Here is an 18,191-nt window from a genome sequence, read left to right as displayed (position 1 = left end):
CAGCGCCCCGCGCGCGCCGCGGCCGCAAGCAGGAGACCTGAGCATGTCCGCGCCCAAGAAAGTCGTTCTGGCCTATTCCGGGGGTCTGGACACGTCGATCATCCTGAAGTGGCTGCAGACCGAATACGGCTGCGAGGTGGTGACCTTCACCGCCGACCTGGGCCAGGGCGAAGAGCTCGACCCCGCGCGCAAGAAGGCGGAGCTTCTGGGCATCGATCCGGCCAATATCTACATCGAGGACATCCGCGAGGAATTCGTCCGCGACTTCGTCTTCCCGATGTTCCGCGCCAATGCGGTCTACGAAGGGCTCTACCTTTTGGGCACCTCGATCGCGCGGCCGCTGATCTCCAAGCGGCTGGTGGAGATCGCGCAGGAAACCGGCGCTGACGCCGTGGCCCATGGCGCGACCGGGAAGGGCAACGACCAGGTGCGCTTCGAGCTGGCGGCCTATGCGCTGAACCCCGACATCAAGGTCATCGCGCCCTGGCGCGAATGGGATCTGACCTCGCGCACCAAGCTCCTGGCCTTTGCCGAGGAAAACCAGATCCCGATCGCCAAGGACAAGCGCGGCGAGGCGCCCTTCAGCGTCGACGCGAACCTGCTGCACACCTCCTCCGAGGGCAAGGTGCTGGAGGATCCGGCCGAGGATGCGCCCGATTACGTCTACCAGCGCACGGTGAACCCCGAGGATGCGCCCGACACGCCGGAGTTCATCGAGGTCACCTTCGAGAAGGGCGACCCGGTGGCGATCAACGGCGAGGCGATGTCGCCCGCGACCCTGCTGACCGCGCTCAACGACTACGGGCACCGGCACGGCATCGGCCGGCTCGACCTGGTCGAGGGCCGTTTCGTCGGGATGAAATCGCGCGGCATCTACGAGACGCCGGGCGGCACCATCCTGCTCGAGGCGCATCGCGGTATCGAGCAGATCACCCTCGACCGCGGCGCGGCGCATCTGAAGGACGAGCTGATGCCGCGCTACGCGGAGCTGATCTACAACGGCTTCTGGTTCTCGCCCGAGCGCGAAATGCTGCAGGCCGCGATCGACCGCAGCCAGGCGCATGTGACCGGCACCGTGCGGTTGAAGCTCTACAAGGGCCTGGCGCGCACTGTCGGCCGCTGGTCGGAGCATTCGCTCTATTCCGAGGCGCATGTGACCTTCGAGGATGACGCCGGCGCCTACGACCAGAAGGACGCGGCGGGCTTCATCCAGCTGAACGCGCTGCGCCTGAAGCTCCTGGCCGCGCGGGACCGCCGCCTGAAGGGCTGAGCCGGGCCTGACGGGAAGGATGGGTGAGAGAAAGCTGCGGGCCGAGGGTCCGCGCTTTTGCTGGCAGGTGCTTTGTTGACATGTGCTCGGCCTGGCAGGTGCCGGGTTGCACCGGTGCGCTGCCTTACGGCCACTTTAGGGGGCGAACCCAGCGCCCACCGGGGAGCGCGGGAAAGACAGGACGCCCCGCACGCCCGGGGCGTACGCCCGCGAAAGGCTCTCGGCACCGAAAAAACCTGCGGGCACCTTCCCCGCCAAATCCACCCCCCCAAAAACACCTCGGGGCGCCCGGCCCAAAAAGCCCGAGCGCCCCGAATTCTGTTGGCCGCCCCGCCGCCCGTGGGTCAGGGGCCGCGGGAGGCGGGACGGCCACGCACGCCGACGGCCTTACTACAGGAGAGCTGTCGCCGGCGCGCGTCCCTGACCGCTTTACTGCACGGTGATCGTGGTCATCACCAGCTCGCCGTCGACCCGGATCGGGCCGTCCTCGGTGGCGCCGAGGGTGTATTCGAAGACGCCCTCTTCGGTGCCGCCGGCCTCGGAATGCACCATGAGCATCAGCATGTCGCCCGCCGCGACCTCTTCGGTCAGCTCGGCGGAGACCTCCATGTTCTCCCCCTCCTCGAGCGCGGCATGGCCGACCACCGGGCCGGGCGCCATCTCGGCGTCGGTGCGGTGCACGACCAGCCAGCCGGTCTCGGGGGCGATGACCTTGGCGGCGGTAACCATGCCATTCTCGACGGCCTGGTCGGAGGCCTCGACGCCCGGCGCCATGGCATGGGCGGCGGCCATGGCCAGCGAGGCGGTGGCGCAGAAGGCGGTGCTCAGCATCAGCGTTTTCATCTTCATCTCCATGTGTCTGCGGCGGGCCTTGCCGGCCCGCGTCGTTGAACATGAATAGCCACGTCAGATCGCCGCCTCGGGTTTCACCCCGCCCCGCGCTTTTCGCGCAGACCCGGGATTGCACGCGCCGCGCCCTGCCGCCTTGGCAGGCAGATCCCGCCCGTCCGGAGACCAAAGTTCGGCTTTGGGAAGGATTGCCCCTTCGATTCTGGCCCTAGGTTGCGGTAGAGCGACTGCGCAGGACTTGGATCAGACCCGGGGGACGCGATGAACGACCGGACGGAACCGAACCAGGACAGCTACGACCTCTTCGTGATCGGCGGCGGCATTAACGGCTGCGGCATCGCCCGCGACGCCGCGGGCCGGGGGTTGTCGGTCGCCCTGGCCGAAATGAACGACCTGGCCTCGGCCACCTCCTCGGCGTCGACCAAGCTGTTTCACGGCGGGCTGCGCTACCTCGAGTATTTCGAGGTGCGGCTGGTGCGCGAAAGCCTGATCGAACGCGAGACGCTGCTGCGCGCCATGCCGCATATCGCCTGGCCGATGCGCTTCGTGCTGCCCTTCCACAAGTCGATGCGCTTCGACAATTCGACGCCGACCTCGCGGCTTCTGAACACCGTGATGCCCTGGATGAAGGGGCGGCGGCCGGGCTGGCTGATCCGGCTGGGGCTGTTCATGTACGACAACCTCGGCGGCCGCGAGATCCTGCCCGGGACCAAGACGCTGGACCTCAAGCGCAGCGTCGAGGGCAAGCCGCTCAAGGACAAGTTCCAGCACGCCTATGAGTATTCCGACGCCTGGGTGCAGGATTCGCGGCTGGTGGTGCTGAACGCCCGCGACGCCCAGGCCCGCGGCGCCGACATCCTGACCCGCACGAAAGTGGTCGAGGCCAAGCGCGAGGGCGACCTCTGGGCGGTGACGCTGCAGAACCGCCGCTCGGGCGCCGAGCGGGTGATCCGCGCGCGGATGCTGGTCAACGCCGGCGGTCCCTGGGTCGGCGACATCATCCGCACCAAGGTGCGCAGCAATTCCACCGAGGGCGTGCGGCTGGTGCGCGGCAGCCATATCGTGACCCGCAAGCTCTACGATCACGACAAGTGCTACTTCTTCCAGGGCCGCGACGGGCGGATCATCTTCGCGATCCCCTACGAGCAGGATTTCACCCTGATCGGCACCACCGACAGCGAGCAGGAAGACCCCGACAAGAAGCCCGAATGCACCGAGGAGGAAATGCAGTATCTGTGCAACTTCGCCTCGGAATATTTCGAGACGCCGGTGACGCCCGAGGACGTGGTCTGGACCTATTCCGGCGTGCGCCCGCTCTATGACGACGGCGCGAAAAGCGCGACGGCGGCGACCCGGGACTACACGCTGAAGCTCGACGAGGCCGGCGGCGCGCCGCTTCTGAACATCTTCGGCGGCAAGATCACCACCTACCGGCGGCTGGCCGAACATGCGCTCGAGAAGATCGTGCCGTATTTCGACGCGGCCAAGGGCCCTTGGACCGCGGGTGCGACGCTGCCCGGCGGCGACTTCAAGGTCGTCGAGACCCGTGGCAGGATCGAGAAGCTGGCCGAGGACTACCCCTTCCTCGGGCCGAAATGGGCCGAGCGGATGATCCGCCACTACGGCACCGAGGCCTGGCAGATCCTGGGCGAGGCCAAGACCGAGGCCGACCTCGGCACGCCCTTCGGCACAACCCTGACCGAGGCCGAAGTGCTATGGCTGATGGAAAAGGAATACGCCGAGACCGCCGAGGACGTGGTCTGGCGGCGCACCAAGCTGGGGCTGAAGCTGGACGAGCCGCAGATCGACCTGCTCGAGACCTTCATGCAGGACGCCGCGGCGGCGCTTGAGGATCGGGCGACGGGCTGAGCCGCCGCCCGGATCCGGGTCTCATGGCCGGGGGTTAGCCCAGCACCTTGGCCAGGGCCTTGGCGGTCTTGCCGGCGATCTCGTCGGCCTCCGCCTCGGTCAGGCAGAAGGGCGGCGCGAAGCCGATGATGTCGCCCTGCGGCATGGCCCGGCCGATCACCCCTTCTTCAAGCAGCGCCGCGGCGACCGAGGGGCCGACCTTGCGCCCGGCCTCGAAGAAGGTCCGGCTGTCGCGGTCCTCGACCAGCTCCACCGCGCAGAGCATGCCCTCGCCCCGGACCTCGCCGACATTCGCGTGATCGCCCAGCGCCTCGGTCATCACCTTGTTGAGGTAGGCGCCGTTGCGCCCGGCGTTGCCCACGAGGTCCAGCTCGTCGATCAGCTTGAGGTTGGCGACCCCGGCGGCGGCGCCGATGGGATGGGCCGAATAGGTCCAGCCGTGGCCGATCGGCCCGTTCTCGTCGGTGCCCTGCTCCAGCACCTTCCACATCTTGTCCGAGACAATCGAGCCCGAGAGCGGCGCATAGGCCGAGGTCAGCCCCTTGGCGATGGTGATCAGGTCGGGCTTCAGCCCGTAGTGCTCGGAGCCGAACATGGTGCCGAGCCGCCCGAAGCCGGTGACCACCTCGTCGGCGACCAGCAGGATGTCGTGGCGGGCCAGCACCTCCTGGATCGCCTCCCAGTAGCCGGCGGGCGGGGGCACGATGCCGCCGGTGCCCAGGACCGGCTCACCGATGAAGGCGGCGATCGTATCGGCGCCCTCGGCCTCGATCAGCGCCTCGAGCTCGGCCACGCAATGGGCGGTGAACTGCTCTTCGCTCATCGAGAGGTCGGGGCGGCGGTAATAATAGGGCGCCTCGGTGTGGATCACCTGGGCCAGCGGCAGGTCGAACTTCTTGTGGAAAAGCTCGAGCCCGGTCAGCGAACCGGTGACCAGCCCCGAACCGTGGTAGCCGCGCCAGCGCGAGATGATCTTCTTCTTCTCGGGCCGCCCGAGGATGTTGTTGTAATACCAGATCAGCTTGACGTTGGTCTCGTTGGCATCCGAGCCGGAGAGGCCGAAATAGACCTTGGACATATGGTCCGGCGCGCGGTCGAGGATCATCTTCGACAGGGTGATCGAGGCCTCGGTGCCATGGCCGACATAGGCGTGGTAATAGGCCAGCTCGCGGGCCTGGTCGGCGATCGCCTCGGCGATGTCCTGGCGGCCGTAGCCCACGTTCACGCAGTAGAGCCCCGCGAAGGCGTCGAGCAGGCGGTTGCCGTCACGATCCTCGATGTGGCAGCCCTGCCCGCCGGTGATCACCCGATGCGGTGCATTGCCCCGCGCGAATTCGGCCAGATGGGTGGAGGGATGGAAGAAATTGTCCCGGTCCCACTGTTCCAGCATGTCGTTTCTCAGCATCAGAACTCGTCCTTATTCCTGATCGCGCCGGGCCTCACGCCCAGTCGCGGCACACGTATTTGATTTCGGTGAAGGCCTCCAAGCCCTGGCGCGCCCCTTCGCGGCCGAGGCCCGATTGTTTCATGCCCCCGAAGGGGATCGGCGCGCCGGTGACCTTGGTGCGGTTCACCGCGACCATGCCGAACTGCAGCTTGCGGCTGACCCGGTAGATGCGCCGGGGGTCCTGGCTGTGCACATAGGCCACCAGCCCGTATTCGGTGGCATTGGCGCGGGCGACGACCTCTTCCTCGGTGTCGAAGGGCACCAGCGCCGCGACCGGGCCGAAGGTCTCCTCAGCCAGAATATCGGCGCTTTCCGGCACATCGGCCAGAACCGTCGGCGCGTAGAAAAGCGGGCCGAGGTCCTCGCGCCGGGCGCCGCCGCATTTCAGGACCGCGCCTTTCTTCAGCGCGTCGGCCACATGGGCCTCCTGCTTCTGCACCGCCTTCTCGTTCATCAGAGGGCCGATGTCGGCATCGTCGAGCCCGCGCGCCACGCTCAGCGCCTCGGTCGCCTTGGTGAAGCGGGCCACGAAATCCTCGTAGATCGGCCGCTCGATGAAGATCCGGTTGGCGCCGAGGCAATCCTGCCCGGAGGTGGCGAACTTCGCCTTGATCGTCTCGGTCACCGCCTGGTCGAGGTCGGCGCCCTTGAAGACGATCACCGGCGCATGGCCGCCCAGCTCCATGATCAGCGATTTCACCGTGCCCGCGCATTGGCGGTAGAGCAGCCGCCCGACCTCGGTCGAGCCGGTGAAGGACAGGACCCGCACGCGCGGATCTTCGGTCCAGGGGCCGACCACCTCGGGGGCCTCGCCGGTGATGACGTTGAAGACGCCCGGCGGAAAGCCCGCGCGCTCGGCCAGCTCGGCCAGCGCCAGCGCGGAAAAGGGCGTCTCGGCCGAGGGATGCGCGACCACGGTGCAGCCCGAGGCCAGCGCCGCCGCCGCCTTCCGGGTCAGCATGGCCGAGGGGAAGTTCCAGGGCGTGATCAGCGCGGCCACGCCCATCGGCTCGCGCCAGAGCTCGACCTCGGCATCGGGCAGATGCGAGGTCACGCCCTCGATGTTCGGGCGGCGGGTTTCTTCGGCGTAGAACTCGATGAAATCGGCGGCATAGGCGATCTCACCCAGCGCCTCGGAATAGGGTTTGCCCTGCTCCAGCGTCATCAAGAGCGCCAGGTCGTCCTGGTGCTCGAGCATCAGCTCGTACCAGCGCCGCAGAAGCCGCGCGCGTTCCTGCGGCAGGGTCTCGGACCAGGTGGCGAAGGCGGCATCGGCGGCATCCACCGCGGCGCGGGCCTCGTCACCCGAGAGCGCCGAGACCTCGCCCAGCCACTCGCCGTCAGCGGGATTGGTGACGGCGATGGCCGCGCCGCTCTCGGCGCTGCGCCACTTGCCGTCGACATAGGAAAAGCTGCGCACCAGCCGCGCATCCTTGAGCGCGCTCAAGGGCGATTTCGGAAAGGTTCGGTGAATGCTCATGGGCCATCTCCTCGGGACAGAGCGACGCGATGACCTCAGGCTAGGCGCCTGCCGCCAGAGGAGGGGACCAAAGTTCACGGCCCAAACAGTCCGATCCTCTGGCTGCTGGGGGATTTGCCAGAGGAACCCTCTGGTCCCGGCGCTGCGCGGCCGCCCCGGCCCGCGAACGGCAGGCGACTCGGTCCCCGCGAGCCCCGCCGCGAAGGCCCCGCCCTAGCGCCCTTCCAGCAGCGCCAGCGGCAGCCCCGGGCTGCCCTTGATCGGCTTGGTCACGATGTAGGTGTAGTAGCGCGCCAGCCCGATCTTCTCGGCCAGGAGCCGGTCGATCAGCCGTTGGTAGCTGTCGATGTCGCGGGTCACCACCTGGATCAGGTAGTCGAAGCCGCCGCCCAGCGCCCAGGCCCAGGTCACCTCGTCCTGGGCCCTGAGCGCGGTCTCGAAGGCGCGGAAATCCTCGGCCCGGTGGCCGTCGAGCTCGCAGGCCACGAAGACCGTCACATGCGGCCCGAAGGCCTTGTAGGCGATGCGCGCGCCGTAACCCTCGATCACCCCGGCCTTCTCGAGCTTCTTCAGCCGCTCCCAGGCGGGCGTCGGCGACAGGCCGACCCGCTGCGCGAGCTCGGCCTTGGTGATCCGGCCCTCGGCGGCGAGGACGCGCAGGATCTCGATATCGCGCTGGTCGAGGCGGGTCATGGCGCGACTGTGCCGCGAAGATCGGGGAATGGAAAGCCGCGCGATTTCGCGCTGGGCCTCGCCTCCGGGCGGGGCTAAGCCTTGGGCCATGCAAAGCTCCGACGGTCTCGACTCACGGCAAAGCTGGATGCGGCTCGCGGTCACGCTCCTGGCGGCGGTAACCGGCAATGTCGGCATGTGGGCGGTGATCTCCGCCCTGCCCGAGATCGCCGCCGAGTTCGAGGCCAGCCGGGCCATGGCCTCGCTGCCCTACGCGCTGACCATGCTGGGTTTCGGCGCGGGCAATTTCCTGATCGGGCGCTGGGTCGACCGCTACGGCATGGCGCGGGTGCTGGCCGTGGTGGGCCTGGGGCTTGCGGGGGGCTACGGGCTGGCGGCGCTCTCGCCGTCGATCCTGTTCCTCTGCGCGGTGCAATTCGCCATCGGCTTCGGCACCGGCGCCTGTTTCGCGCCGCTGATCGCCGACATCTCGCAGTGGTTCCTGCGCCGGCGCGGGCTGGCGGTCGCGGTCACCGCCTCGGGCAACTACCTGGCCGGGGCCTTCTGGCCGGTGGCGCTGGACTGGCTCGGCGGCGATGCGGGCTGGCGCTGGGACTACGGCGCGCTGGGCGTGGCCTCCCTCCTGGTGCTCCTGCCGGTGAGCCTGGCGCTCCGGCCCCGCGTGCCCCAGGCGGCACTGGCCCGCGCCGAGGCCGAGGCCAGTGCGCGGGCCAGCGCCACCGGCCTCTCGCCCCGCAAGCTGCAATGGGCGCTGGCGGTGGCGGGCATCGGCTGCTGCGTCGCCATGTCGATGCCGCAGGTGCATATCGTGGCGCTTTGCGTCGACCTGGGCTTCGGCGCGGCGGTCGGCAAGGAGATGCTGGCGCTGATGCTCCTGGGCGGGGTCGCCTCGCGGATCGTCTCGGGGGCGCTGGCCGACCGGCTGGGCGGGGTTCGGACGCTGCTCCTGGGCTCGGTCCTGCAGTGCCTGGCGCTGATCCTCTACCTGCCGGCGGGCGGGCTGACCTCGCTTTACGCGGTCAGCCTGATCTTCGGGCTGAGCCAGGGCGGCATCGTGCCCTCCTACGCGGTGATCGTGCGGGAATACCTGCCCGCCCGCGAGGCCGGGGCGCGCACCGGCTTCGTGATCCTGATGACGCTGATCGGCATGGCCTTCGGCGGCTGGCTCTCGGGGGTGATCTACGACGCCACCGGCTCCTACGCGCTGGCCTTCTGGAACGGCATCGCCTGGAACCTGATGAACATCGCGATCATCGTCACGCTGTTCATCCGCACCCGCCCGCGCGGCGTTCCGGCCCCGGCCTGAGACGCTAGAGCGCCTAAAGCGCCGCCAGAAGGTCCGCGTGGCGCTGGGTGAACTCGGCGCGCACCTCGACCGGCGGGCGCGGCGCGATGCGCAAGCCGTCGATCAGCTCGGGCGCGGGGCGTCCGAAGAAGCGGTCGGCCTCGGCCACGGCAAATCCCGCGATCTCGGTCGCCTCCATCCAGGCCGAGACCTTGTCAGCCGCCTTGATGCGTTTCTTCAGCGCCTTGGTGGGCACCGCCGGCAGGCCGAAGCGCACGTGGATCGCCACCGCCAGCCGGTCGTCGAGCTTGCCGTAATCGGGCCCCACCGCGGTCTTCACCGGCGAGATCATGTCCCCGATCACGTATTCTGGCGCGTCATGCAGCAGCGCGGTCAGCCGGTCGGCCACCGAGGCGCGGGGATACATCCGCCCGAAAAGCGCCTCGACCAGCAGCGAATGTTCGGCCACCGAATAGGGGAAATCGCCCCGCGTCTGGCCGTTCCAGCGCGCCACGAAAGCGAGGCCATGGGCGATGTCCTCGATCTCGATGTCGACCGGCGTCGGGTCCAGAAGATCGAGACGGCGCCCGGACAGCATCCGTTGCCAGGCGCGCGGTTGTTTGGGCGGCATGACCTCTCCTTTTCGGCGACTCGCGGGGTTTTTCGGTCTCGCGGCCCTCATAACGGGATGCTGCGGCACACGCCACGTCGCGAAAGCGTATCTCGTATGTGAGCCCCGCAGCACCCATATATAAGGCACACCCCTGACCCACAGGGGCCGCCGCCCCTTGGGTTTCAACCTTAGGAGAGCGACATGTTCAAACGTATCTTCACCGCGGGTTTCGTGCTTGGCGCCGCAGCGCTGGCCCCGCCCGCCTGGGCGCAAAGCGCCCCCTGCATGCCCCGTGACCACCTGGTCGAGGCGCTTGAAGAGACCCATTCCGAGGTCATGGTCGGCAACGGCCTGCAATCCCCCACCAGCATGATCGAGATCTGGTCCTCGCCGGAGACCGGCAGTTTCACGATCTTCATCACCAACCCCAACGGGCTGAGCTGCGTGGTCTCGGCGGGCCGCTTCTGGACCACCATCGCGCCGGAACCCGGCGTGGCAAGCTGACCGACCCCGGCGCGATTGTCCGGATACGGCCGAGGTGCTATCTGCCCTGCAACGGAATTTCTTGCAGGAACGGAAGATGGCTGACGACTACATCGTGAAGGACATCGCGCTCGCGGAGTACGGGCGCAAGGAACTCGACATCGCCGAGACGGAAATGCCGGGCCTCATGGCCTGCCGCGAGGAGTTCGGCGAGAGCCAGCCGCTCAAGGGCGCGCGCATCGTCGGCTCGCTGCATATGACCATCCAGACCGCGGTCCTGATCGAGACGCTGGTGGCGCTGGGCGCGGATGTGCGCTGGGCCTCCTGCAACATCTTCTCGACCCAGGATCACGCCGCGGCGGCCATCGCCAAGGGCGGCACCCCGGTCTTCGCGATCAAGGGCCAGACGCTCGAGGAGCACTGGGATTACCTCGACCGCTCCTTCCAGTTCGAGGACGGGCCGAACATGATCCTCGACGACGGCGGGGATGCGACGCTCTATGTGCTGCTCGGCGCCCGCGTCGAGGCCGGCGAGAGCGAGCTGATCGCCGCGCCGACCTCCGAGGAAGAAGAGGTGGTCTTCGCCCAGATCAAGAAGCGCATGGCGCAAAGCCCCGGCTGGTTCACCAAGGTCCGCGACCAGATCCGCGGCGTCTCGGAAGAGACGACTACCGGCGTGAACCGCCTCTATCAGCTGATGCGCGACAAGCAGCTGCCCTTCCCGGCGATCAACGTGAACGACAGCGTCACCAAGTCGAAGTTCGACAACAAGTACGGCTGCAAGGAAAGCCTGGTCGACGGCATCCGCCGCGCCACCGACACGATGATGGCCGGCAAGGTCGCCGTGGTCTGCGGCTACGGCGACGTGGGCAAGGGCTCGGCCGCTTCGCTCGCCGGGGCCGGCGCGCGGGTGAAGGTCACCGAGGCCGACCCGATCTGCGCCCTGCAGGCGGCCATGGACGGCTTCGAGGTGGTGCTTCTCGAAGAGGTGGTGCAGTCAGCGGACATCTTCATCACCACCACCGGCAACAAGGACGTCATCCGCATCGAGCACATGCGCGAGATGAAGGACATGGCGATCGTCGGCAACATCGGCCACTTCGACAACGAGATCCAGGTCGCCAACCTGAAGAACCACAAGTGGACCAACATCAAGGACCAGGTGGACATGATCGAGATGCCCTCGGGCTCGCGCATCATCCTCCTCTCCGAGGGCCGTCTGCTGAACCTCGGCAATGCCACGGGCCATCCGTCCTTCGTGATGTCGGCGTCGTTCACCAACCAGGTGCTGGCGCAGATCGAGCTCTGGAAGAACGGCGATGACTACGAGAACCAGGTCTACATCCTGCCCAAGCATCTGGATGAAAAGGTCGCGCGGCTGCACCTCGGAAGGATCGGCGTGAAGCTGACGCAGCTCAGCCCGGACCAGGCTTCCTATATCGGCGTGACGCCCGAAGGGCCCTTCAAACCCGAGCATTACCGCTACTGACGCGGCGATTTTCCGGCTCTGGGCGGGAACCTGCCCAGCCGTCGGCCAAATCCCGCAAATCCCGCGACCACCTGCCGCGCCCCGTCCGAAACCTTGGACGGGGCGTCGCTGTTCTGGGGGCATAGCAACCGTGACCAAGGAGGCACGACAGCAATGACCCTGAAGACCCTCATGATGAGCGCCGCAACCGCAGCCCTTTTCGCCGGCGGGGCGGCCTATGCCCAGGACTCCAGCACGGACGCCCAGGCGCAGACCGACGGCGGCGAGATGAGCGCCACCGAAGGCCAGGCCGGCGGCACCGGCGCCGAGCTGGGCACCACCGGCGAGACCGGCATGTCCGGTGAGGCCGGCGCCGAAGCCGAAACCGAAATGGCCGAGGAAACCCCGCCGCAGTCGCTCGAGGAGATGACCGTGGGCGACGTGATCGGCCTGCCGGTGCAAAGCACCGAGGGCGAGAACATCGGCGAGATCGACTACCTGATCGACGGGCCGAACGGCCTCGAGGCGGTGATCGGCATCGGCGGTTTCCTGGGCCTTGGCGAATACACCGTGGCCCTGCCGATCGGTGACTTCGAGTTCGACGCCGAGCAGCAGGTGCTGATCCTGGCCTCGACCAAGGAAGAGCTGAAGGAACGCCCGGAGTTCGACGAGACCGGCGTGACCGGCCTGCCCGAGGACATGGCCCTGGCGGAACTTCTGTCGGATGGCGCCGAGGCCGGCGCATCGGCCACCGGCGGCACCTCGATGGGCGGCTCGGCCGACACCGAGGCCGGCATGGACGACGGCGCGGCCTCCGAGACCGAGAGCGACGGCGCGGCGGAAGCCGAGGCCGAAGCCGAGGCGGAGACCGACATGGGCGCCGAGGCAGAGGCCGAAGCCGAAGCCGGCGGCGAGACCGAGATGGAGAGCGACAGCTCCATGGATGAGGACGGCGAGACCCAGAACAACTGATCTCGCGCGGATGACCGGCAGGGCCGGCTCCCCTCTCGCGCCCTGTCCGTCCCGACGCCCCGCGGTCCCGCCGCGGGGCGTTTTTTCTTGAGCGCGCGCATGACCCGCGCATAGCGTTTCCGCATCGCGCCCCCGTGACGGCGCGGACATGGGACAGTGGAGGAGCGATACCATGGGAAAACGTGACGAGTTGATCGAGAAATACGCCGAGGACCTGCGCGGCAAATGCGGGATGCAGCCGGACATGGACCTTTTGACCAAGGTCACCATCGGCTGCGGCCCGGCGATCTACAACGACGATGCCTCGACCGTGGCGGCCTCGGACCCCGAGGAGCTCGAGACCATCAAGCGCAACTTCCTGATGAAGAAGCTCGGCCTGCCCGAGAGCGCCGATCTGATGGCCGGGATCGACGCGGCGGTCGAGACCTACGGCCGATCCGAGCGCAACAAGTATCGCGCGGTCTTCTACTACCTGCTGACCAAGCACTTCGGCCGGGAACAGGCCTACGCCTGAGGGTAGGCCGCTCGGGGGCGCCCCTGCGGCGCCTCGCCGGGCTGTGGATAGGCACGGGTTTGAGCCGCGGAATCAGGAGAAAGCGCCTCGAATTTGAGGCGCTTATCTTTTGCAGGCGACCGGTATACCGGTGTATCTAGGACATGTCGCCGGCAGTAGGGGGCCGGCGCCGACCCGACATCCGGGGGCGTGTGGGAGCGCAGGGGATCGGGTCCGGCGAATACGCCGGACCCAAACCACACCCGGAGCAGGGCTTTCCAAGACAGGGATATGGAAGGGAGCGTTACGGGCCCGCGAGAGGCGGGGCCGGAGGGGCCGGTGTGCCTCTGCGATACCCCGTCAAACCATTAAAATATATCGAAAATTTTGGGCTCTTAGGCTTTGCGGTTCGCCGGTATACCGGTGTAACGTTTATCTGTCGGCGGCGATTGGGGACCGCCGGCCAGGCGCCGCGGAAGCGGGCGCTTCGGGGACCGGGTCCGACGGCGCCGTCGGACCCAACCGCCCACCGGGGGATTTTGCCGGATGGTGGGGGTGCTTGTCTCCGCGGGTTCCGAGAGGGGACAGGCGGTAGGTGTCGCGAAGGTCTTCGCGCAAGATCCACGGCTCGGTTCGGCAGCTCTCAACCCGTCTCAGCAGAACATGGTCGGTATTCGGGCGCTTCCGAACGGAAGATGTGCGGCGGCAAGAGACCCTCGTTCGAAACAAAGGGCGCGCGCCGGACCGGGGGCCGGCGCTTCCGACCTCCGAGCTAAGCGCTTTATCCCGGCAAGGTCATTGCTCACTGTTAGCTAGGCGCTTCGCCCACAGGAGCGCCGGCCCATCGGGCCGGTCCGGCGCGCGCCCGGCACCTTCGGTGCTATTCGGGCGCAATAGGGGCGCTTGGATGGGTAAGGTCGCGCGAGACGCCGAGCACTGGCACGGGAAAGACGGACAAAGGTGGACGCTCAAGGCGCGGTCAGCTCCGACTTGGGCAGTCTCGCAACCAGTGCGCAGGAAACCCTGCCCCAATACCCGGCCCCCCCGCCTCCCCTCAGCCCTCGACCCCGCCCAGCGCGCAGATCCGGGCCCATTCCTCACCGCTCACCGGCTGCACCGAGAGCCGCGAGTTCTTCACCAGCACCATCTCGGAGAGCGCCGGGTCCTCCTTGATCATCTCCAGCGTCACCGGCGTCTTCAGCGGCGCAAGCGCCTTGATGTCCACGCAGTCCCAGCGCGCATCCTCGGTGGTGCTGTCGGGATGCGAGGTGGCGATCACCTCGACGGTGCCGACCACGGCCTTCTCCTTCTGGGAATGGTAGAAGAACCCGCGATCGCCCAGCGCCATCTCGCGCATGCAGTTGCGCGCCTGGTAGTTGCGCACGCCATCCCATTCCTCGCCCTCGGCGCCCTTGGCGACCTGGTCGTCCCAGGACCAGGTCGAGGGCTCCGACTTGAACAGCCAGTAGCGCATCAGCCGATCACCTTCTTCCATTCCACCAGCTCGACCGAGGCGAAAAGCCCGGCCTTGGCGTAGGGGTCGTTCTCGGCCCAGGCCTCGGCGGCCGTCATGTCGGCGACCTCCAGGATCACCAGCGAGCCGGCCATCTCGCCGTCGACGATCAGCGGCCCGGCCTGGGTCACCACGCCGGTGTCCTCGATATAGGCCAGATGCGCGTCGCGGTTGGCCTTGCGGATCTCCAGGGCGCCGGGCTTGTCCCGGGCGGTCAGGGCTACGAGCATGTCTTTCTCCTCTCCTTGCAAAGGTCTCAGGCCTTGGCGCCCTTGCGGCCACCGCCGATCAGCGGCGCCGAGGCGGCATCGAGCGGCCAGCGCGGGCGGGCGGCCAGGTCCATGCCCGAACGCGCCCCGGCGGCGAACATCTCTTGCCCGGCCCAGGCGATCATCGCGGCATTGTCGGTGCAGAGCGCCAGGGGCGGCGCGGTGAAGCGCAGCCCGGCTTCGGCGCAGATCGCCTCGAGCGCGCCGCGGATCGCGCCATTGGCCGCCACGCCCCCCGCGATGGCGAAGGCGGGGGCGCCCGGCGCCTCGTCGAGATAGGCGGCGATGGCCCGGCGGGTCTTTTCGGCCAGGACGTCGCGCAGCGCGGCCTGGAAGCCCGCGCAAAGATCGGCGCGGTCGCCCTCGGTCAGCCCGCCATTCTCGGCGACAAGCGCGTCGCGCTGGCGCAAAAGCGCGGTCTTCAGGCCGGAAAAGCTCATGTCGCAGCCCGGCCGGTCGAGCAGCGGGCGCGGGAAGGCAAAACGCTTGGGATCACCCGCTTGGGCGGCCTTTTCGACCGAGGGCCCGCCGGGCTGCGGCAGGCCCAGAAGCCGCGCGGTCTTGTCGAAAGCCTCGCCCGGCGCGTCGTCGATGGTGCCGCCCAGGCGGCGGAAGTCCTCGGGCCCGCGCACCACCAGAAACTGGCAATGCCCGCCCGAGATCAGCAGCATCAGGTAGGGATAGGCCAGGTCGTCGGTCAGCCGCGGCGTCAGCGCATGGCCCGCGAGGTGGTTCACCCCGACAAGCGGCTTGCCCGCGCCCGCCGCCAGCCCCTTGGCGCACATCACGCCCGAGAGCACACCGCCGATCAACCCCGGCCCCGCGGTCACCGCCACGGCGTCGACCTCGGACAGCGTCAGCCCGGCGCCCGACAGCGCCTCGGCCACGGCCAGATCCAGCTTTTCGGCATGGGCGCGCGCGGCGATCTCGGGCACCACGCCGCCGAAGGCCGCGTGCAGCTCGGCCTGGCCCATGACCACGTTCGACAGGATCTCGCGCCCGCGCAGGACCGCGGCGGCGGTGTCGTCGCAGCTGCTTTCGAGACCGAGGATGGTGAGCGGGCCGGACATGACCTCTCCATTGCGCAAAGGCAGTCTGCGAGGTAGCCCTTTCCGGGCGAGGCCACAAGACAGGCGGCGTTATGCCCGACCCGATCCTGCTTCTGACCCGGCCGGACCGGGCGTCGCGCGGCTTTCTCGAGGCGTTGGCCTCGGATGGGCTGCGCCCGGGCGCCGTGGTCATCTCTCCGCTGATCGAGATCGTGCCCGAGGGCGCCCTGCCCGACATGGCGGGGATCGCCGGGCTGATCTTCACCTCCGCCCATGGGGTCGAGGCCTACCAGCGCGCCGGCGGGCCGCATCGGCCGAGCTGTTTCGCCGTGGGCAGCGCGACGGCCGAGGCCGCCCGCGCCATCGGGTTGCACCCCGCCACCGCCGAGGGCGACGCCGAGGCGCTGATCGCGCTGATCCAGGCCACCTCGCCCGAGGGGCCGCTTCTGCACCTGCGCGGCCGCCATGCGCGCGGCGACATCGCGGCGCGACTAACTGAGGGCGGCATCGAAACCCGCGAGGCGGTGCTTTACGACCAGCGCCGCGCCGGGCTGAGCGCCGAGGCGCAAGCTGCGCTCGGCGGCACGGCGCCGGTGGTCGCGCCGCTCTTCTCGCCGCGCACGGCGGATCTGCTGGCCGCCTCTGGACCCTTCGCCGCGCCGCTTTACGTCGCTGCGATGAGCGGGGCGGTGGCCGAGCGGCTCAAGGGCCTGCCGCGGGCCGAGCTGGTCACCGCCGCCCAACCGAACGGCACGGCGATGCGAAAGGCGCTGGCCGATCTTTGGGCGCGGGCGCAAGCGCTTGAGGGCGGCGGACCGGGTCAGTAAGGTCGAGCGGACACCCGCCCCAGGCGGCGCCCGGTGACAGATTCGAAAGGTAGGGACAGTTGGCAAACTCGAAAAAGCCCAGGGGCCGCGCCTCCAAATCCGTGCAATCCGCCGAGGATACGCTGGCGGCCGGCACCACCGAGGGCGCGGACAGCCTTCCCGACAGCGCCGGCGCCGAGGACACGCTGAACGCCGAGACGCCCGAGACGACCGGTGCGGAGAAGACCTCCGAGACGCCCGCCGAGAGCGAGGCCAAGCCCGAGGAGGCCGCCGCCGGCCCCTGGGGTGGTGACGCCGAGGCTGCCTCGAAGGACGACGCGGAGAGCGGCTCGGACGAGGGTGCGACCGGCGAGGACGCCAAGACCGAGACTGCGGAGGCGGCGCAGGACGACGCCAAGAGCGACGACAGCGCCAGCGAGGCATCCGACACCACGACCCCCGACAGCCAGGACGACCAGCCCGAACCCGGCGAGGAAAGCCCCCGGGTCGCCGAGGCCGCGGCCTTCGGCGCTGTCCCCTCGGAGGGCCCCGGCAAGCAGGAAAGCACCGGCAGCGCCCCGGCCGCGAAGGAGACCGTGGTCGAACGCCGGGGCGGCTTCCTGCCCCTGGCGCTGGGCGGCATCGTCGCCGCCGCGGCGGGCTTCGGCGTCTCGGAATACCTCAACCGCCAGGGCGCCGAGGAGGCCGCCAGCTTCGCCGAGGAGACCCGCGGTGCGCTCGAGGCGCAGTCGGGCGAGATCGCCGATCTGACCGGCCGGCTCGAGGGCATCGAGGCCGATGTGACCGCCGTCGACCTCTCCTCGGTCGAAAGCGCCGTCGCCGATCTGACCAGCCGCAGCGCCGCCATCGGCGAGGAGCTGACCGCGCTGTCCGACCGCGTCGCCGCGCTGGAAGAGAGCGGCAGCACGCTCACCGATCGGGTCTCGACCCTGGAGCGCGCGCCGGTGGAAGACGCGGTCTCTCCGGCCGCGATCGAAGCCTACGAACAGGAAATCGCGCGGCTGCGCGAAGAGGTGCAGGCGCAGCTCGCCGAGGTGCAGGCCCAGCGCGAAAGCGTCGAGGCGCTGGCCGAAGAGGCCGTGGCCGCCGAACGCGCCGCCCAGAGTGAGGCCCGGACCGCCGATCTGCGCGCCCAGGTGGCCGCGCTGCGCAGCGCGCTCGACAGCGGGCAGCCCTTTGCCCAGTCGCTCGAACCGCTGCGCGGCTCCGAGATGGTCGATCTGCCCGAGGCGCTGACCGCCACCGCGGGCGACGGCGTGGCCTCCATGGCCGAGCTGACCGAAAGCTACCCCGAGGCCGCCCGCGCGGCGCTGGCCGCCGCCCGCGAAGCCGGGGCCGCCTCGGAGAACCGGGGCCGCATCGCCGGCTTCTTCGCCGAGCAGCTCGGCGCCCGCTCGGTCACCCCGCGCGAAGGCGACAGCGCCGACGCGGTGCTCTCGCGCGCGGAAGCGGCGCTGCGCGGCGGCGACCTCGCGGCCACATTGCAAGAACTCTCCGCCCTGCCCGAGCCCGCCGCCGCGGCGATGTCGGACTGGAGGGCGCGCGCCGAGGCGCGGCTCGCGGCACTGGAGGCCGCCGCCGCGCTCTCCTCGGAACTGGATTCGGAATAAG

At 68.9% G+C, this 18,191-nt stretch carries 17 protein-coding genes; 9 read left to right on the top strand and 8 right to left on the bottom strand.

From position 1 onward, the window contains the following. The first annotated feature begins 43 nt into the window (after positions 1–43). Positions 44–1,270, top strand: coding sequence for an argininosuccinate synthase (locus LR948_RS13230; RefSeq protein WP_232754542.1), 1,227 nt, complete (start codon positions 44–46; stop codon positions 1,268–1,270). Between the two features lie 429 nt (positions 1,271–1,699). On the opposite strand, the gene LR948_RS13225 is transcribed toward LR948_RS13230, so the two are convergent. Further along, positions 1,700–2,113, bottom strand: a complete 414-nt coding sequence (locus tag LR948_RS13225; RefSeq protein ID WP_232754541.1) for a hypothetical protein — start codon at positions 2,111–2,113, stop codon at positions 1,700–1,702. A 267-nt stretch (positions 2,114–2,380) separates the two neighbouring features. Here LR948_RS13225 and glpD point away from each other — a divergent pair, with 267 nt between their 5' ends. Further along, the gene (glpD, locus tag LR948_RS13220) at positions 2,381–3,988 is read left to right on the top strand and encodes a glycerol-3-phosphate dehydrogenase (protein WP_232754540.1); all 1,608 of its coding nucleotides are present in this window, start codon (positions 2,381–2,383) and stop codon (positions 3,986–3,988) included. A gap of 34 nt (positions 3,989–4,022) precedes the next feature. Here the strand turns inward: glpD and LR948_RS13215 are convergent, their stop codons facing one another. From LR948_RS13215 to LR948_RS13205, 3 genes are all read right to left on the bottom strand, one after another. Continuing rightward, a complete protein-coding gene (locus LR948_RS13215) occupies positions 4,023–5,393 on the bottom strand; it encodes an aspartate aminotransferase family protein (RefSeq protein WP_232754539.1) in 1,371 nt (456 codons plus the stop codon). A gap of 34 nt (positions 5,394–5,427) precedes the next feature. Next, a complete protein-coding gene (locus LR948_RS13210) occupies positions 5,428–6,915 on the bottom strand; it encodes an NAD-dependent succinate-semialdehyde dehydrogenase (protein WP_232754538.1) in 1,488 nt (495 codons plus the stop codon). Between the two features lie 213 nt (positions 6,916–7,128). Beyond that, on the bottom strand, positions 7,129–7,608 hold the full coding sequence (locus tag LR948_RS13205; RefSeq protein ID WP_232754537.1) for an Lrp/AsnC family transcriptional regulator: 480 nt from the start codon (positions 7,606–7,608) through the stop codon (positions 7,129–7,131). 88 nt (positions 7,609–7,696) lie between these two features. On the opposite strand from LR948_RS13205, the gene LR948_RS13200 reads away from it, so the two are divergent. Next, positions 7,697–8,914: a CynX/NimT family MFS transporter gene (locus LR948_RS13200; protein WP_232754536.1), complete on the top strand. Its 1,218-nt coding sequence runs from the start codon at positions 7,697–7,699 to the stop codon at positions 8,912–8,914. Between the two features lie 13 nt (positions 8,915–8,927). On the opposite strand, the gene LR948_RS13195 is transcribed toward LR948_RS13200, so the two are convergent. Beyond that, positions 8,928–9,524 carry an HD family hydrolase gene (locus tag LR948_RS13195; RefSeq protein WP_232754535.1) on the bottom strand — a complete coding sequence of 199 codons (597 nt, stop codon included), beginning with the start codon at positions 9,522–9,524 and terminating at the stop codon, positions 8,928–8,930. Positions 9,525–9,707: 183 nt separating this feature from the next. Here LR948_RS13195 and LR948_RS13190 point away from each other — a divergent pair, with 183 nt between their 5' ends. From LR948_RS13190 to LR948_RS13175, 4 genes are all read left to right on the top strand, one after another. Further along, complete coding sequence (locus LR948_RS13190; protein ID WP_232754534.1) at positions 9,708–10,010, top strand: hypothetical protein; 303 nt, start codon at positions 9,708–9,710, stop codon at positions 10,008–10,010. A gap of 76 nt (positions 10,011–10,086) precedes the next feature. After that, positions 10,087–11,478, top strand: a complete 1,392-nt coding sequence (gene ahcY / locus LR948_RS13185; RefSeq protein ID WP_232754533.1) for an adenosylhomocysteinase — start codon at positions 10,087–10,089, stop codon at positions 11,476–11,478. A 153-nt stretch (positions 11,479–11,631) separates the two neighbouring features. After that, positions 11,632–12,429 (top strand): PRC-barrel domain-containing protein, encoded by a 798-nt coding sequence (locus tag LR948_RS13180; RefSeq protein ID WP_232754532.1) that lies wholly within the window; start codon positions 11,632–11,634, stop codon positions 12,427–12,429. Positions 12,430–12,601: 172 nt separating this feature from the next. Next, positions 12,602–12,943, top strand: coding sequence for a DUF2853 family protein (locus LR948_RS13175; protein ID WP_232754531.1), 342 nt, complete (start codon positions 12,602–12,604; stop codon positions 12,941–12,943). A 1,033-nt stretch (positions 12,944–13,976) separates the two neighbouring features. Here the strand turns inward: LR948_RS13175 and LR948_RS13170 are convergent. From LR948_RS13170 to tsaD, 3 genes are read right to left on the bottom strand one after another with little or no spacing between them, the layout of a single operon-like run. Further along, complete coding sequence (locus tag LR948_RS13170) at positions 13,977–14,396, bottom strand: EVE domain-containing protein (RefSeq protein WP_232754530.1); 420 nt, start codon at positions 14,394–14,396, stop codon at positions 13,977–13,979. Next, positions 14,396–14,665 (bottom strand): YciI family protein, encoded by a 270-nt coding sequence (locus LR948_RS13165; protein WP_232754529.1) that lies wholly within the window; start codon positions 14,663–14,665, stop codon positions 14,396–14,398. Before LR948_RS13165 ends, LR948_RS13170 begins: the two co-directional genes overlap by 1 nt. 26 nt (positions 14,666–14,691) lie before the next feature. Beyond that, on the bottom strand, positions 14,692–15,774 hold the full coding sequence (gene tsaD / locus LR948_RS13160; RefSeq protein WP_232754528.1) for a tRNA (adenosine(37)-N6)-threonylcarbamoyltransferase complex transferase subunit TsaD: 1,083 nt from the start codon (positions 15,772–15,774) through the stop codon (positions 14,692–14,694). A gap of 71 nt (positions 15,775–15,845) precedes the next feature. Between tsaD and LR948_RS13155 the strand changes: the two genes are divergently transcribed. Beyond that, on the top strand, positions 15,846–16,580 hold the full coding sequence (locus LR948_RS13155; RefSeq protein WP_232754527.1) for a uroporphyrinogen-III synthase: 735 nt from the start codon (positions 15,846–15,848) through the stop codon (positions 16,578–16,580). A 59-nt stretch (positions 16,581–16,639) separates the two neighbouring features. Next, complete coding sequence (locus LR948_RS13150; protein WP_232754526.1) at positions 16,640–18,190, top strand: hypothetical protein; 1,551 nt, start codon at positions 16,640–16,642, stop codon at positions 18,188–18,190. Position 18,191: the final 1 nt, after the last annotated feature.

It is taken from the genome of Roseivivax sp. GX 12232 (assembly GCF_021272185.1).
GTDB lineage: Bacteria > Pseudomonadota > Alphaproteobacteria > Rhodobacterales > Rhodobacteraceae > Roseivivax.
Note: the sequence above shows the minus strand (reverse complement) of the source record. Positions and strands in the feature narration are given on the sequence as shown.